At 44.6% G+C, this 14,854-nt stretch carries 12 protein-coding genes and 1 pseudogene; 6 read left to right on the forward strand and 7 right to left on the reverse strand.

The features are described from left to right. Positions 1 to 272 (forward strand): annotated as a pseudogene (locus ACGF63_RS10990) (PAAR domain-containing protein). Between the two features lie 998 nt (positions 273 to 1,270). On the opposite strand, the gene ACGF63_RS10995 reads toward ACGF63_RS10990, so the two are convergent. From ACGF63_RS10995 to ACGF63_RS11010, 4 genes are all read right to left on the reverse strand, one after another. Further along, positions 1,271 to 1,411: a hypothetical protein gene (locus ACGF63_RS10995; protein ID WP_157890161.1), complete on the reverse strand. Its 141-nt coding sequence runs from the start codon at positions 1,409 to 1,411 to the stop codon at positions 1,271 to 1,273. 264 nt (positions 1,412 to 1,675) lie between these two features. Beyond that, positions 1,676 to 3,100 carry a bifunctional D-glycero-beta-D-manno-heptose-7-phosphate kinase/D-glycero-beta-D-manno-heptose 1-phosphate adenylyltransferase HldE gene (gene hldE, locus ACGF63_RS11000; RefSeq protein ID WP_152962588.1) on the reverse strand — a complete coding sequence of 475 codons (1,425 nt, stop codon included), beginning with the start codon at positions 3,098 to 3,100 and terminating at the stop codon, positions 1,676 to 1,678. 84 nt (positions 3,101 to 3,184) lie between these two features. Next, positions 3,185 to 6,028 (reverse strand): bifunctional [glutamate--ammonia ligase]-adenylyl-L-tyrosine phosphorylase/[glutamate--ammonia-ligase] adenylyltransferase, encoded by a 2,844-nt coding sequence (glnE, locus tag ACGF63_RS11005; protein WP_387630674.1) that lies wholly within the window; start codon positions 6,026 to 6,028, stop codon positions 3,185 to 3,187. A 16-nt stretch (positions 6,029 to 6,044) separates the two neighbouring features. After that, entirely contained in the window at positions 6,045 to 6,995 is a 951-nt protein-coding gene (locus ACGF63_RS11010; protein WP_387630676.1) for an inorganic triphosphatase, read from the reverse strand. A 266-nt stretch (positions 6,996 to 7,261) separates the two neighbouring features. Between ACGF63_RS11010 and ACGF63_RS11015 the strand changes: the two genes are divergently transcribed. Then, complete coding sequence (locus ACGF63_RS11015) at positions 7,262 to 7,882, forward strand: TIGR04211 family SH3 domain-containing protein (RefSeq protein ID WP_036842256.1); 621 nt, start codon at positions 7,262 to 7,264, stop codon at positions 7,880 to 7,882. 14 nt (positions 7,883 to 7,896) lie between these two features. Continuing rightward, positions 7,897 to 9,123 (forward strand): multifunctional CCA addition/repair protein, encoded by a 1,227-nt coding sequence (locus ACGF63_RS11020; protein WP_387630679.1) that lies wholly within the window; start codon positions 7,897 to 7,899, stop codon positions 9,121 to 9,123. 93 nt (positions 9,124 to 9,216) lie between these two features. Here ACGF63_RS11020 and bacA read toward each other — a convergent pair whose 3' ends face one another. Both bacA and folB read right to left on the reverse strand, forming a co-directional pair. Further along, a complete protein-coding gene (gene bacA, locus ACGF63_RS11025) occupies positions 9,217 to 10,035 on the reverse strand; it encodes an undecaprenyl-diphosphate phosphatase (RefSeq protein WP_387630682.1) in 819 nt (272 codons plus the stop codon). 178 nt (positions 10,036 to 10,213) lie between these two features. Further along, positions 10,214 to 10,564 carry a bifunctional dihydroneopterin aldolase/7,8-dihydroneopterin epimerase gene (folB, locus tag ACGF63_RS11030; RefSeq protein WP_387630760.1) on the reverse strand — a complete coding sequence of 117 codons (351 nt, stop codon included), beginning with the start codon at positions 10,562 to 10,564 and terminating at the stop codon, positions 10,214 to 10,216. 106 nt (positions 10,565 to 10,670) lie between these two features. Here folB and plsY point away from each other — a divergent pair, with 106 nt between their 5' ends. Further along, a complete protein-coding gene (gene plsY, locus ACGF63_RS11035) occupies positions 10,671 to 11,327 on the forward strand; it encodes a glycerol-3-phosphate 1-O-acyltransferase PlsY (protein ID WP_036842251.1) in 657 nt (218 codons plus the stop codon). A gap of 72 nt (positions 11,328 to 11,399) precedes the next feature. On the opposite strand, the gene tsaD is transcribed toward plsY, so the two are convergent. Further along, positions 11,400 to 12,413 (reverse strand): tRNA (adenosine(37)-N6)-threonylcarbamoyltransferase complex transferase subunit TsaD, encoded by a 1,014-nt coding sequence (tsaD, locus tag ACGF63_RS11040; RefSeq protein ID WP_036842249.1) that lies wholly within the window; start codon positions 12,411 to 12,413, stop codon positions 11,400 to 11,402. Positions 12,414 to 12,719: 306 nt separating this feature from the next. Here tsaD and rpsU point away from each other — a divergent pair, with 306 nt between their 5' ends. Further along, positions 12,720 to 12,935, forward strand: a complete 216-nt coding sequence (gene rpsU, locus ACGF63_RS11045) for a 30S ribosomal protein S21 (RefSeq protein WP_001144069.1) — start codon at positions 12,720 to 12,722, stop codon at positions 12,933 to 12,935. Positions 12,936 to 13,056: 121 nt separating this feature from the next. Continuing rightward, positions 13,057 to 14,802, forward strand: coding sequence for a DNA primase (gene dnaG, locus ACGF63_RS11050; protein ID WP_387630686.1), 1,746 nt, complete (start codon positions 13,057 to 13,059; stop codon positions 14,800 to 14,802). Positions 14,803 to 14,854: the final 52 nt, after the last annotated feature.

A 14,854-nucleotide genomic window follows, 5' to 3' on the forward strand; every position in this document is an offset into this window, starting at 1 on the left:
ATGCGAAGTATAGTAGAAAGAAAAAAATTATCCTTAAAGGTGATACCACCACAACCGGAGGCGATGTTTTAAATGGTTCCGGCTTAGTCAACCAACAACTGGCGGTTGCCCGTAAAGGCGATCCGGTATTTTGTCCCGCCTGTAAACAAACAGGCGCTATTGCGGAAGGCTCCAACTTGTTCAATATACAGGGAATACCTGTTGCACTGGAGGGACACCGGGTTAATTGTGGTTGTTCGACCGGTGCCTGCCGATTAAAGGTGCGGTCATAAATATCACATTCTCAGGCCCTTAATTGAAATACCCATAAAACCAGAGCAGGTTTCAAACTGTGATTAAAAGCTATTGTTTTAATTTATGGTTTTTAATCGGTATAACGTTTTCACCGTTGTTTTTACCGCTTTTAACACCTGCTTTTTATTAAGTTTAATCATCATTAGCGATCGTGTTTTACGTTTAACAAATGCTAATCATATCCACTTTTTATCTTTACTGACGCTGTTTTACCCGCAGTTTTAATAAGTCACCACCCTTTATTTTGTCTTCATAAATCAATAAGTAAATAGCCTGATGAGATAAAAACATCCCTTGTTTTTTCTCGGATAATCCACCTCATTTTCAGAGCTTAAATCCTGCCGGATTAACCGTTTTATCCCTTTTTTATTACGTTATTTTTTCAGTTTTCTTCATAAAATAACCGGCGAGAAAGCGTTTTAATCCCCGTTTATTCGGGTAATATTCTTTTACATGCGTATTTCTTTTCAACTCGCTTTTAATGGTCAATGATTTTCGATTAAACTCAATTAACTCTTCTGCTGAAAAGTTTCATTTAGTTAAATCCAATTTTAATATTAAAGCCTTAATGCTTTTGTATTCGCGATTTTAAATGATTATGGAAGATGGAATTCTGCCATGAGTTTTATGATAGGCAGTTTTTAAACTGTTATTAAAGACTATTTTTTTAATTTATGGTTTTAATCAGCATAACGTTTTCACCGTTGTTTTTACCACTTTTAATACCTGATTTTTATGAAGTTTAATCATCATCGGATATTGTGTTTTCCCTTTTTTCATCACCGTCATATCGTTTACGATTAAGATTTACTGGCAGTCCTGAGTGGTTTTCATCGGTTAATCCTTTTTATTTTTTCTCCATAAATCAACCAGTAAATAACCTGATGAGATAAAAATACCCTTGCTTTTTCTCGGATAATCCGCCCCATTTTCAGGGTTTAAATCCTGCCGGATTAACCATTTTATCCCTTTTTTATTACATTATTTTTTCAGTTTTCTTCATAAAATAACCGGCGAGAAAGCGTTTTAATCCCCGTTTATTCGGGTAATATTCTTCTCCATGCGGATTTCTTTTCAACTCGCTTTTAATGGTTAATGATTTTCGATTAAATGCCATTAACGCTCCTGCTGAAAAGTTTCATTGAGTTAAATCCGCCTTTGATATTAATGCTTTTATATTCGCGCTTTTAAATGATTATGGCAAATTAGGTAAATGTAAAATAAGTGGAGTATAAAATGGCTGCTAAATGAATTAAAAAACAAAGTAAAATCCCGCCCTGTACAAAACCATGCCGCTGGAGTGTCGCTAATTCTTCACTCCAATCGGCATACTCCTGCCAGTACCTTATTTCCCAGCAAACTCCGTTTTATAAAACATTATTCACTGCTTTTTAATCGCGTTAATGATATTGGTTGTTGAAATACCGTTTTCAAAGTTCAGCACTTTGACTTCACCCCCCGCAGCCCAAACTTCTTCACTGCCAGCAATCTCTTCAAGCTTATAGTCTCCACCTTTCACCAATACATCCGGCAAAACATCCGTAATCAAACGGCGTGGTGTATCTTCTTCAAACGGAACAACCCAATCCACAGCCCCCAGCGCCGATAGCACTATCATTCGTTGTTCCAGTGGATTGACAGGACGGGTTTCACCTTTCAGCCGCTTAGTTGATGCATCACTGTTAACAGCGACAATCAACCGATCACCCAGTTTACGAGCATGTTCCAAATAAGAGACATGACCCGCATGTAGAATGTCGAAACAGCCATTAGTCATCACAATCTTTTCGCCACGCTGGCGAGCATAAGCCACTGCCTGTTTAAGCTGAAATTCACTCATAACACCAAAACCGGTTTCAGCACGGCCACGAACAGCATTCTCCAGTTCAACCGGCGAAACCGTTGAAGTCCCCAATTTGCCAACCACAACACCCGCGGCAGCATTCGCCAGGAAACAGGCTTCATTCAGTGGCTTTCCAGCCGCCATCGCCGTTGCCAGCACACCAATCACCGTATCGCCAGCACCAGTCACATCAAACACTTCCTGAGCCAGTGTTGGCAAATGCAGTGGCGGCTGATCAACACTCAATAAACTCATCCCCTGTTCAGAACGGGTAATCAGTAATGCCTGAAGATCCAAGTCCTTAACCAGTTTAGTGCCCTTATCAATCAGTTCGTCGTTATCTTTGCAGTGGCCTACCACCGCTTCAAATTCAGACAAATTCGGCGTTAGCAAAGTTGCGCCACGATAGCGTTCAAAATCACTCCCTTTCGGATCGATTAACACCGGTACGTTGGCATCATTTGCCAGTTTGATCATCTTTTGAACCTGACTCAACGCGCCTTTAGCATAGTCAGACAGAACCAATGCGCCGATATGAGGTAACGCTTGTTCAATGCGCTCAAGTATCGGTTGCGCATCAACGTTATCGAAACCTTCTTCAAAATCCAGGCGGATTAACTGCTGGTTACGGGAAAGTATCCGCAGTTTGGTAATTGTCGGATGAGTCGGCACAGCAACAAAATTACAGCGCACTTTAAAACTACTCAGTTTTTCATCCAACGCACGCGCCGCATCATCAATCCCCGTCAAACCAACCAAATGTGAATTCGCCCCAAGGGCAGCAATATTCATAGCAACGTTAGCCGCCCCTCCCGGACGTTCTTCAATGGTATTGACTTTGACGACAGGTACTGGGGCTTCCGGTGAAATCCGGCTGGTTGGTCCATACCAATAGCGGTCTAACATCACATCTCCGACAACTAAAACTTCTGCACGGTGAAAATCCGGGAGTGTCACTTTCATCCTTTGCTCCAAATATCAGATATCAACTGGTGCCAAATATTATCATAAGCCAGTAAAATCCATGCACCAAACCGCTATAACCCGTTATTGTTCACCCAACCATTGTTGCCAGCTATGACCTATCTGTTCCTGCTGCTTACTGAAACAATTGGCTGATACCCGGCTGGAAAACTCCTGTAACACCAGATGATGCAATTCATCACGCATGGAAATATAAGCCTGCGTTAATGTGGCGGCTTCAGCTTTATCCATAATTCCATAAGTTGCCATTAACTCAAAAATCCGCACATTATCCGACCAGCGCGTCAAGCGTTCATTTTCAGGGGCGTAACGCAATACCAGATACTGAGCAATAAATTCAATATCCGTGATCCCGCCCGGATCAGCTTTAATATCAAATTGATCTGAATGGCAGCTTCCTAAATGTTTATGCATCTTCTCCCGCATTTCCCGAACTTGCTGACGTAATAAAGCCGGTTCTCGTCCTGTGCATAATGTCTGATGGCGTATCCGTTCAAAATCCTGATGCAAATTTTCATCACCAAATACCATTCGGGCGCGTACCAATGCCTGATGTTCCCAAGTCCACGCTTCATTCTGCTGATAATCAGCAAATGCTCCAATGGTACTGACTAACATTCCTGATTCGCCCGAAGGTCGCAGGCGGACATCGACGTCATACAACACACCAGAGGAAGTTCGGGCACTGAACAGATGCATAATGCGTTGGGCAAGACGCAAATAAAATTGCCGGGCATCAATCGATCGATCACCCTCGGTCATGACATCCATTGGGCAATCCAACAAGAAAACCAAATCAAGATCAGAACCGTAACCCAGTTCCCATCCCCCTAGTTTGCCATAACCAATCACAGCAAATCCCAACCCTTGCCGCTGATCCAGATGTGATGGAACACCATAACGTTTTGCCATTTGTCCCCACGCCTGTTGAACCACCGCCTCAATAATTGCCTCTGCCAAATAAGTGAGATGATCACTCACTTTCATCACCGGCAACACGCCGGTGATATCCTCCGCCGCAATTCTCAGTAATTGCGCCTGTTTAAACTGGCGAAGAGCCTCTAATTGCTGCTCTTCATCATCTTCCGGTATTCGCAACAAATATTGCCGCAGTTCATCTTTATAGGCATTCAGAGGCAGCGGCTTATACAGAAATTGGGGATCAAGCAGCTCATCCAGCAACAAGGGGTGACGGGCAAGCTGAGTAGCAATCATCGGTGAAGCCGCACACAGTCGGATAACGTGTGTCAGTACGGCTTCTGATTCCAACATCAGTTCCAGATAAGTTGTGCGGCTGACAATACTCAACAACAATGGAATAACTCGCTCCAACACTGTATTGGCATCTTGTCGCAAACAGATTTTTACCAACAAACGTGGCATCAGATGATCGAGTACATCACGTCCACGAGGGCCAATGGTTCTTTTTCCCACATCCTGACGGAATAGAGCAATGACGTGTAATATCTGCTGTGCAACCAATTCATCCAGATGCGGAGCCAGTATGATTAACTCTTCTTTTTCGAGATTTTCCAGCCATAAGCTCTTAAATGGCACATGACCAGCTTCTTCTTCATTATTATCACTGTCATCACCAATTAATTGCGTGAAAATAATCCGAACAGCGCCCATCCTGCTGTTCAATGCAATCATCAACTCATCCCAGCTTTCAAATCCCATTCCCCACGTCAACCGTGAACGGTTCAGTTCATCTTCTGGCAACGTCTGAGTTTGCTGATCGTTAATTGACTGTAAAAGATTTTCCAGCCGCCGTAAAAAGAGGTAACTGCCAGCGAGTTGTTCTACCTGTGATGACGGCAAAAGTTCCAGTTTTTCTATTACTTGAAGCGTGGGTAACAGAGCCGGAGATTGCAGACACCATTCACGGCCACCACGAATAAGCTGGAATACTTGAGTGATAAATTCAATTTCACGGATACCACCCGCACCCAGTTTGATATTGTCTTTCAAACCACGGCGACGAACTTCACGTTCAATCATCCCTTTCATATTTCTCAGGGACTGAATCACACTGAAATCAATATAACGGCGGAAGATAAACGGCCTTAACATCCGGCGTAATTCTTCGCAATACGATTCACTACCCGCGCCCATAATTCGCGCTTTAACCATCGCATAACGCTCCCAATCACGCCCCTGTTCCTGATAATAATCCTCCAATGCGGCAAAACTGAATACCAGTGGACCACTGTCACCAAATGGACGCAAACGCATATCAACCCGATAAACAAAACCATCTACCGTTTGCTGATCGAGCACTTTGATAAGACGCTGCCCCAGACGGGTAAAAAACTGAGCGTTGTCCATTTCACGGCGGCCACCGCGGGTAATACCGTTTTCAGGATAGGCAAAAATCAGATCAATATCGGAAGAGAAATTCAGCTCGCCACCACCCAGTTTCCCCATGCCCAGAATTAACAGAGGTTGTGGTTCGCCCTGCTCATTGCAAGGGGTTCCCCAATCACGACAACAACGCTGATACAACCCGTCGCGAGCGGCAATAATCAGCGTTTCAGCCAACATACTGAGCTGTTGCAATGTCTCCTGAGTCGTACTGGTGTGCAGCACCTGTGACCAGGCAATTCTGACCAGAATTTTGTTACGGAACTGACGCAAAACCCGCATCAGGGTATTTTCATCCTCTGCGGATGAAAGTACCTGTTGCAGCCATTCAGCGTATTGATGCCACTCCCGCGCTTGCGGTGGATTCTGGCGGATTTCAGTTAACCATTCAGGGTGAATTTTAAGGTTTTCAGCAACAAAATCACTCAGTGATAACACAGCCTGCTCATGAGGAGCAAAAGCTTCAACACACAAAGCCAGCTCCTGAAAATGCTTAGTCACACTCGGTAACTGAGCCAAAAGCGGGGTTGAAAGTGGCAACATAGAGAATTCCTGTTATTCAAGCGGAGAGATGGATCAACCATATAGTCAGCGCCAGCTTACATTGCAAATAGCCTGAGCTGTAACACAGCGTTTCAGCCGTTGTTTCCGCTGCTGATAATTTCTGGTTGATCGCCGCTAATTGACCATCCAACTGTTCCGGCCTGCTTGCCGGCTCATTGCAATATTCAAACGCCCGCTGAACTAAAGTCAATACTTGCTGCAAGCCATCCCGATTTTCTGACAAGCCAGTCAGCCAGCGCTCTTCCTGCTCTTGCCAATGAGCCAATATTGACGAAAGTACAGAAGGTAATGACTGCTGCATATCAATTTCTACCGGTACTTGAGGCAAAACTGTTTTTGGTTTTCCTTGGGCTAACTGATAGCCACGAGCAGCTTTACTTTTATTTCCCTGTCGCAAGCCGTCTGATTTTGCCAACTCAACGGCCAACACTAATACATCCGCTACAGTTCCTTGTTTCAGCTCCAATTCAAACTCACAAATGGGTTCTTTGCGGCCTGCCGCGATGATTTCTCCCTGATCGAGCACAACTTCAATCTCACTTTGCCCGTAAGTAACCACCCACTTCTCCCGCATAAAGTCAGTGCTGAATAACGCATTTAAACGGGATTGCAACGCTTCCACATCACAGTTTTCAGGCCAGATATGAGGTGGAAACAACGTCAACGCCAGTTCCGGCTTTAACAATGGCACATTATATTCCGGCCGTTGATGCAACCCGCCGATCACTTCCCCCGCTGTTTTGATTGTCATCTCATATTGATCATCAAAACCACGGATACGCAGCCCCATATCAAGACCGCGCAGTTGGTTATCCGCTGTTTCAAAATAGATATTGGTCAGTTTCTGAGGAGCAAAGTAGTGATGAGGAAATAACAATAATTGCTGACAGATTCCAGGAATAGCCTGCGGTCTGGCGATAAGTTTTAATTCAATTTCTACACTCATATTTGCACCATTGATGGCAATCTTTGGTCATTATCTTACCCCGCTTTTACTTTTTTCTATGATTAAGTGAAAAAATTAAAATTTTCTCTGTTCTGAAAGTTATGATAGTAATTGGCAAAAAACGTGCTGTTAAACAAACAACCAGTAAGCCCCGTATTCGACCCGTTAAGATAGTTCCTATTTTGGTTTACTGTTTGCTCTAGCAAACTTAACTCTTTACTATCAAATTCTAAACTCACCATAGATAAAGAATAGTTGAAATCACAATGCGAAAATTACCTTTACTTCTTACGACGCTATTGAGCCTAAGCTTTTCGCTTACTACCCACGCGGAAGAAAAGCGCTATGTATCTGATGAGTTATCTACCTATACGCACGCTGGACCGGGTAACAAATATCGTATCGCCGGCACACTGAATGCCGGTGATGAAGTCACATTGATAAGCATCAACCGGGACAGTAATTACGCTCAGGTGAAGGATGATAAAGACCGTATTGTCTGGCTACCCATTAACCAGCTCAGTGATAAACCGAGCTTGCGCACACGCCTCCCAGAGATGGAGCAGGAAATCAAAATACTGACAGATAAGCTAGCCAATATAGACAATAGCTGGAATCAGCGCACTGCCGACATGCAACAAAACGTTTCAAACAGCAGTGACATTATTGCAGGGCTGAAAAAAGAAAATGAGCATTTGAAAAATAAACTGATTGTGGCAGAGAAAAAACTTGATGCTGCGAATCTGCAACTTGATGACAAACAACGCAATATCATTCTGCAATGGTTTATGTACGGCGGTGGTGTTGCAGGTGCGGGTTTAATTTTAGGGCTGTTACTACCACATATGGTTCCGCGTCGTAAGCGTAATGACCGTTGGATGAGTTGATAAGGAATATTCAGGTGAAAATCTATCTGGTTGGCGGTGCAGTACGCGACCGCCTGCTAAACTTTCCTGTGAAAGAACGGGATTGGGTTGTTGTTGGCGGGACACCGGAAGAGCTATTGTCTCAGGGATATCAGCAAGTTGGCAGAGATTTCCCGGTGTTCCTGCATCCCAAAAACCATGAAGAGTACGCGCTGGCACGCACTGAGAGAAAATCCGGCCCAGGATATACGGGTTTTACCTGCTACGCCGCGCCGGATGTCACACTGGAAGATGATTTGCTGCGCCGTGATCTGACCATTAACGCGATTGCTCAAACATTCGAAGGCGAACTTGTCGATCCTTGCCGTGGGGTTGATGACTTAAATAATCGTATCTTGCGCCATGTTTCCGATGCTTTCTCTGAAGATCCACTGAGGGTATTACGGGTAGCCCGTTTTGCCGCCCGTTTCGCCCATTTGGGATTTACCATCGCACCAGAAACATTAACGTTAATGTCAAAAATGGCAACTAACGGAGAGTTATCAGCACTCACACCGGAGCGTGTCTGGAAAGAGACAGAAAAAGCCCTTTCCACCCATTCACCACAAGTTTTTTTTCAGGTTTTGCGTGATTGTGGTGCATTGGCGGTATTGTTTCCTGAAATTGATAATCTGTTTGGCGTTCCCGCACCAGAAAAGTGGCATCCTGAAATTGATACCGGTATTCACACATTGATGGTGCTGAAAGTTGTCGCTGATCTGACAGACGAAATAGATAGCCGTTTTGCTGCCTTATGCCATGATCTTGGCAAAGGACTGACACCGCCAGAACAGTGGCCTCATCATTATGGACATGGCCCCGCAGGCGCTAAATTAGTCGATCAATTATGCCAACGTCTGCGTGTTCCTCATTCCGCCCGTGATTTGGCAAAACTGGTCGCTCAATATCATGACTTAGTGCATACCATCGATCAATTGCGGCCAAAAACATTGCTTAAATTGTTTGATTCCATTGATGCATGGCGTAAACCTCAGCGAATAGATCAGTTAATTATCACCAGCGAAGCAGATGCACGGGGTCGTACCGGTTTTGAAAATACCCCCTATCCACAAGGTCATTATCTGCAACAGGCATTTAAGGTTGCCAGCCAGGTCCAGGTGAAAAGTATTGTAGACAACGGCTTACGTGGTGCGGATATTGGTGATGAGTTACGACGCCAGCGTCAGCAAGCATTGGCTGAATGGAAGCAACAACAAGATTAATACTGTCGTCTGAAAGATCAAATATTCTGTGCATCCCCTGATATCAAACGTTGGATGATATCCGAATTAAATCAATATCAGGGGAATCATTCACTACATAAATACCCAGTAAACAGCGGCGGCGACAATAAAGCGGTAGATAGCAAATGGGATGAAAGACATACGCTTAATCAATGCCAGGAAGGTTTTAATTGCAATCAATGCGACAATAAATGCAGTAATAAAACCAACAGCAAACATTGGGATATCAGAAGCAGTCAAAAAATGCAGGCTCTTATATAAATCCAGCCCGCTCGCCCCCATCATCATCGGTACAGCCAGAATAAACGAGAACTCTGATGCGGTATAACGGTTAACCCCCATCAGCATTCCACCCGAAATTGTCGCGCCTGAACGGGAGAATCCCGGCCACAATGCCAGACACTGGAAGCAACCAATCATAAAAGCCTGGCGATAAGTAATATCATCCAGCCCTTCTGCTTTCGGTGTCTTAGGTTTCAGAATTTCTGCGATAATCAGTAACACACCGCCAATAATTAAGGCGTACATAACGCTCCGTGGGTTAAACAGCGATTTAATAGTATCGTGGAACAGCAATCCAAGCGTTACCGCAGGTAACATCGCCAAAAGAATGTGGCTCAGTTTCAGCTTGCCGTTGGTTTTACCTTCGTGAGGAGCTTCACCAAAGTGAATACCAATTAACCCAAACAAACGACGCCAAAATACCACTACCACGGCAAGAATCGATCCAAGCTGGATAATAACTTCAAATGTTTCCGCTTTATCGCCGGTAAATCCCAGCAAATGACCCACGATGATCATATGACCCGTTGAGGAAACAGGAAGAAACTCAGTCAGCCCTTCAACAACACCAAGAATAAATGCATGAAACAAGGTAGAAAGGTCAGTCATATAGCGAGATCGCACTCCATTAAACAAATCTCCAAAACAGGTAGCACAGATGAATCCAGCTACCATTTTTCCATTGCCATTAATCAATTGACATAATTATCACGCCTGGCAATGACGCATGCCAGCCTATGCAAGAATAATGACAATAATATGACAACTGAATTCACTGCTGATCGGATTATTTTTTTCTCTCAATAACAACACCGACCTGACGAGCCTGTGCCACCGCCCCCGGCTTACTGACTTTTATCCGTACCCACGGCGAATTAAAACGGTTTAATAACAGATTGGCCACCTCTTCCGCCACTCTTTCAACCAGAGCAAAACTCTGACTTTCTACGTGGTTGATAACCGCTTCGCTAACTTTAGCGTAATCCAGGCAATGTTCGACATTATCGCTGGAAGATGCGCGTTTATTATCCCATCCCATTTCGATATCGAACACTAACTTCTGTTTAATGGTCTGTTCCCAGTCGTAAACACCAATGGTGGTGATGACAGCTAATTCCTCAATAAATACGATATCCATCACGTCGCTTTCCTGTTTTTCAACTTGTCGGATACCACTTCCGACTAAATATGCGTATTATCCATGACTAGGCTAAGAAAACGACCATTATTATTGGAGAGACATTATGAGTGCTATCGCGCTTGGCATGATTATCTTCGCGTATCTTTGCGGTTCAATCTCCAGCGCAATACTTATCTGTCGGCTGGCTGGGCTGCCAGATCCCCGCCAGCATGGCTCAGGTAACCCAGGAGCGACAAATGTATTACGGATTGGTGGCCGCAGTACTGCGGCAGTGGTACTGATTTGTGATGTTCTGAAAGGTATGGTCCCAGTCTGGCTGGCTTATCAGCTTAATGTTCCCCCTTTCTATCTGGGAATTACGGCAATAGCTGCTTGTCTCGGCCATATTTATCCGATCTTTTTCCATTTTAAAGGCGGTAAGGGAGTAGCAACGGCTTTTGGTGCGATTGCCGCAATTGGCTGGGATCTGATGGGTTTGATGACAGGTACCTGGCTGTTGACGGTACTACTGAGTGGTTATTCCTCTCTAGGTGCAATTGTCAGCGCTTTGATAGCACCTTTTTATGTCTGGTGGTTTAAACCTGAATTTACTTTTCCGGTTGCCATGCTCTGCTGTCTGGTACTGCTCCGTCACCATGATAATATCCAGCGCCTGTGGCGCGGCCAGGAAAGTCGTATCTGGAACAAACTCAAAAGAAAAAAAGAGATGACTGAGGAAGAAAAAATTCAGGCAGAGAAAGAGCAAGGAAAAGAAGATTAACAACGTTGCCAAATAAAAAACCAGCTACTGCTGATTGAGTGACTGGTTTTCTATTTTCACTATATAAAAGATTTATAATGCAGGTAATTCAGACAGTGCCCAGCGGGCTTTAACTGCCACGCCAAGAGAGTCACTTACTCCGCCTTTCAGGCGGATCATACCGGCAAGCGCAATCATAGCGCCGTTATCTGTACAGAATTCAGGACGCGCATAAAATACTTCGCCGCCCAATTTTGCCATGACCTCTTTCATCCTGGTACGCAACGTGAGGTTGGCGCTGACGCCACCTGCCATTACCAGCCGCTTGAACCCGGTCTGCTCAAGCGCCCTTTTACATTTAATCGCTAATGTATCAACAACCGCATCTTCAAAAGCACGGGCAATATCCGCTCTGGTTTGCTCATCATCACTGTTGCTGCGAATCGTATTAGACGCAAAAGTTTTCAGTCCTGAAAAACTGAAATCCAGCCCTGGGCGATCTGTCATCGGACGAGGAAACACAAAACGTCCGGCTTCCCCTTTCTGAGCCATCTTGGAGAGTAACGGACCTCCCGGATAATCCAGACCCAGTAATTTAGCGGTTTTATCAAATGCTTCACCCGCGGCATCATCTATCGATTCACCAAGCAGCTCATATTCACCGATACCGGTTACGCTAATAAGCTGAGTATGACCACCGGACACCAGCAAAGCCACAAACGGGAATTCAGGGCTATTATCTTCCAGCATCGGAGCCAGTAAATGCCCTTCCATATGATGGACAGGAATCGCCGGAACATCCCAGGCAAATGCCAGAGAACGGCCAATAGTCGCCCCTACCAACAATGCGCCAACCAGACCAGGACCCGCAGTATAAGCCACTGCATCAATATCTTTACGAGTTAATCCTGCCTCTTTCAAAGCAGCCTGAATCAAGGGAACGGTTTTGCGGATATGGTCACGTGAAGCCAGTTCAGGCACAACACCGCCGTAATCAGCATGCAATTTAATCTGACTGTATAATTGATTTGCTAATAAACCGGCTTGATCGTCATAAATTGCGATTCCGGTTTCATCGCAAGACGTTTCTATACCTAAAACTCGCATTACACTACCTATATTCCACAGGAGAGAGCCAGTTTATCATTAATAAGATAATTTGCGCGGTTTACATGCTGACTATTTTTACTGTTTAGTCTATAATCAGCGCCCTACGTAAAATCCCTGTGTGGTTATCTTCAATATTACGGAACTGACTGGCAAATTTCGCTGTAAGTCACCATGGTAATGTTGTTGTTTCAATTTGCTGCGGCGCTTTACAAAGCCGTGTTCATTGAAGTAAAATTCCGCACCATTTTAAGATGGCTGGCATCCCACGCCAGCAAGACCGATTTCTATTGAGGTGAGAGGCACATGCCGGTAATTAAAGTACGTGAAAACGAGCCATTCGACGTAGCACTGCGTCGCTTTAAGCGTTCCTGCGAAAAAGCAGGTGTATTAGCAGAAGTTCGCCGTCGTGAATTCTATGAAAAACCAACGACTGAACGTAAACGCGCTAAAGCTTCTGCTGTAAAACGTCACGCTAAAAAGCTGGCTCGTGAAAACGCACGCCGCACTCGTCTGTACTAATCCTTGCGGTTGACCCGCATAGTGATTGAATTTGCAGACAACAGTAGTTGCAGATAAAGGCCGTGCTTTCCGAAAGGGAGCGCGGCTTATTGTCGTTCATCAACAGGCGTAAAAAGGGCTTATGGCTGGACGAATTCCGCGCGCATTTATCAATGATTTATTAGCTCGTACCGATATTATCGACCTGATCGATGTTCGTGTGCCACTTAAAAAACAGGGTAAAAATCACCACGCGTGCTGTCCGTTTCATAATGAAAAGACACCTTCGTTTACTGTTAATAGCGATAAGCAATTTTATCATTGCTTTGGTTGTGGCGCTCACGGCAACGCTATCGATTTTCTGATGAATTACGATAGACTGGAGTTTGTCGAATCTATTGAAGAATTGGCTGCTATGCACGGGCTGGAAGTCCCTTATGAAACAGGTTCCGGCAGCAGTCAGATAGAACGCCACCAAAGACAAAATCTTTATCAATTGATGGATAAGCTCAACAGCTTCTATCAGAATTCACTAAATAGCCCCGCTGCACAGCAAGCCCGGCAATACCTGGTTCAACGTGGACTTAGTGAAGAGATTATCCACCGTTTCTCGATTGGCTTCGCTCCCGCTGGCTGGGATAACGCTTTGAAACGGTTTGGCCGCAGCACGGAAGATCGTCAACAGTTAAATGACGCCGGTATGCTGGTGTCAAATGATAATGGCCGTACTTATGACCGTTTCCGTGAACGAGTCATGTTTCCAATCCGTGACCGCAGGGGGCGCGTGATTGCATTTGGTGGACGGGTTCTGGGAGATGCGATCCCAAAATACCTCAACTCACCAGAAACTGAAATTTTTCATAAAGGCCGCCAGCTATACGGCCTCTATGAAGCGCAACAAAATCACAATGACCGTTCACGGTTATTAGTGGTTGAAGGTTATATGGACGTGGTGGCTCTGGCGCAGTTTGGTATTGATTATGCCGTTGCCTCGTTAGGTACTTCGACGACATCGGAGCATATTCAGTTACTTTTCCGCGCTACTGACAGCATTATCTGTTGTTACGATGGCGACAGAGCGGGACGTGACGCAGCATGGCGAGCTTTGGAAACAGCGCTGCCTTATCTTAATGATGGTAGGCAGTTACGTTTTATGTTTTTGCCTGACGGCGAAGATCCTGATTCACTAGTTCGTAAAGAAGGCCGTGAAGCATTTGAACAAAGAATGGAACAATCTCACACGTTGTCTGAATTTCTGTTCGAATCGTTACTACCACAAGTTGACTTGAGTAATCCTGAAGGGAAAACAAAACTCAGTTCACTTTCTGTACCATTGATTAACCAGATCCCGGGAGAAACTCTGCGTCTCTATATGAGGCAAGAACTTGGCAATATGTTAGGTATTCCCGATGCAGTACAGTTGGAACGTTTATTACCGCAGCGTCTGGAAAGTGGGAATAATTATCAGATGCCACAGCTAAAACCGACAACTATGCGTATACTTATAGGACTGTTGATACAAAACCCACACTTAGCCGCTTTAGTTCCCCCGCTACAGGGAATTATGCAGGCCAAAATTGCAGGTTTGCCATTGTTTATGGAGCTTGTAAAGGTTTGTCTTACTCAGCCAGGGCTGACAACGGGACAGTTGCTAGAGCAATATCGTGACAATAAATTTAGTAAACAACTTGAAAAATTAGCTGCATGGAACGATATACAAATAGAAGAAATAGCAGAAAATACATTTCGTGACGCGTTGGATCATCTCGTTGATTCAGCGTTGGAAGAACGTTTAGATATTCTTATCGCCAGAGCAAGAACCGAAGGCCTGACACCGGAAGAGCGCGAAGAAGTTCGCTTAATTAATGAATCCCGTGCCAGAAAGTAAATACTGAATTCACGGCTTAAGTGCCGCATTAGGTAGGGAAACAACCCTACAT

This window comes from Photorhabdus sp. RM322S, assembly GCF_042879395.1.
GTDB lineage: Bacteria > Pseudomonadota > Gammaproteobacteria > Enterobacterales > Enterobacteriaceae > Photorhabdus > Photorhabdus khanii.

Bases quoted from the DNA above. Each gene is read 5' to 3' on its own strand.
- ACGF63_RS10995 (WP_157890161.1), bottom strand. From the start codon at position 1,411: ATGGCATTTAATCGAAAATCATTAACCATTAAAAGCGAGTTGAAAAGA.
- hldE (WP_152962588.1), bottom strand. From the start codon at position 3,100: ATGAAAGTGACACTCCCGGATTTTCACCGTGCAGAAGTTTTAGTTGTC.
- glnE (WP_387630674.1), bottom strand. From the start codon at position 6,028: ATGTTGCCACTTTCAACCCCGCTTTTGGCTCAGTTACCGAGTGTGACT.
- ACGF63_RS11010 (WP_387630676.1), bottom strand. From the start codon at position 6,995: ATGAGTGTAGAAATTGAATTAAAACTTATCGCCAGACCGCAGGCTATT.
- ACGF63_RS11015 (WP_036842256.1), top strand. From the start codon at position 7,262: ATGCGAAAATTACCTTTACTTCTTACGACGCTATTGAGCCTAAGCTTT.
- bacA (WP_387630682.1), bottom strand. From the start codon at position 10,035: ATGACTGACCTTTCTACCTTGTTTCATGCATTTATTCTTGGTGTTGTT.
- folB (WP_387630760.1), bottom strand. From the start codon at position 10,564: ATGGATATCGTATTTATTGAGGAATTAGCTGTCATCACCACCATTGGT.
- plsY (WP_036842251.1), top strand. From the start codon at position 10,671: ATGAGTGCTATCGCGCTTGGCATGATTATCTTCGCGTATCTTTGCGGT.
- tsaD (WP_036842249.1), bottom strand. From the start codon at position 12,413: ATGCGAGTTTTAGGTATAGAAACGTCTTGCGATGAAACCGGAATCGCA.
- rpsU (WP_001144069.1), top strand. From the start codon at position 12,720: ATGCCGGTAATTAAAGTACGTGAAAACGAGCCATTCGACGTAGCACTG.
- dnaG (WP_387630686.1), top strand. From the start codon at position 13,057: ATGGCTGGACGAATTCCGCGCGCATTTATCAATGATTTATTAGCTCGT.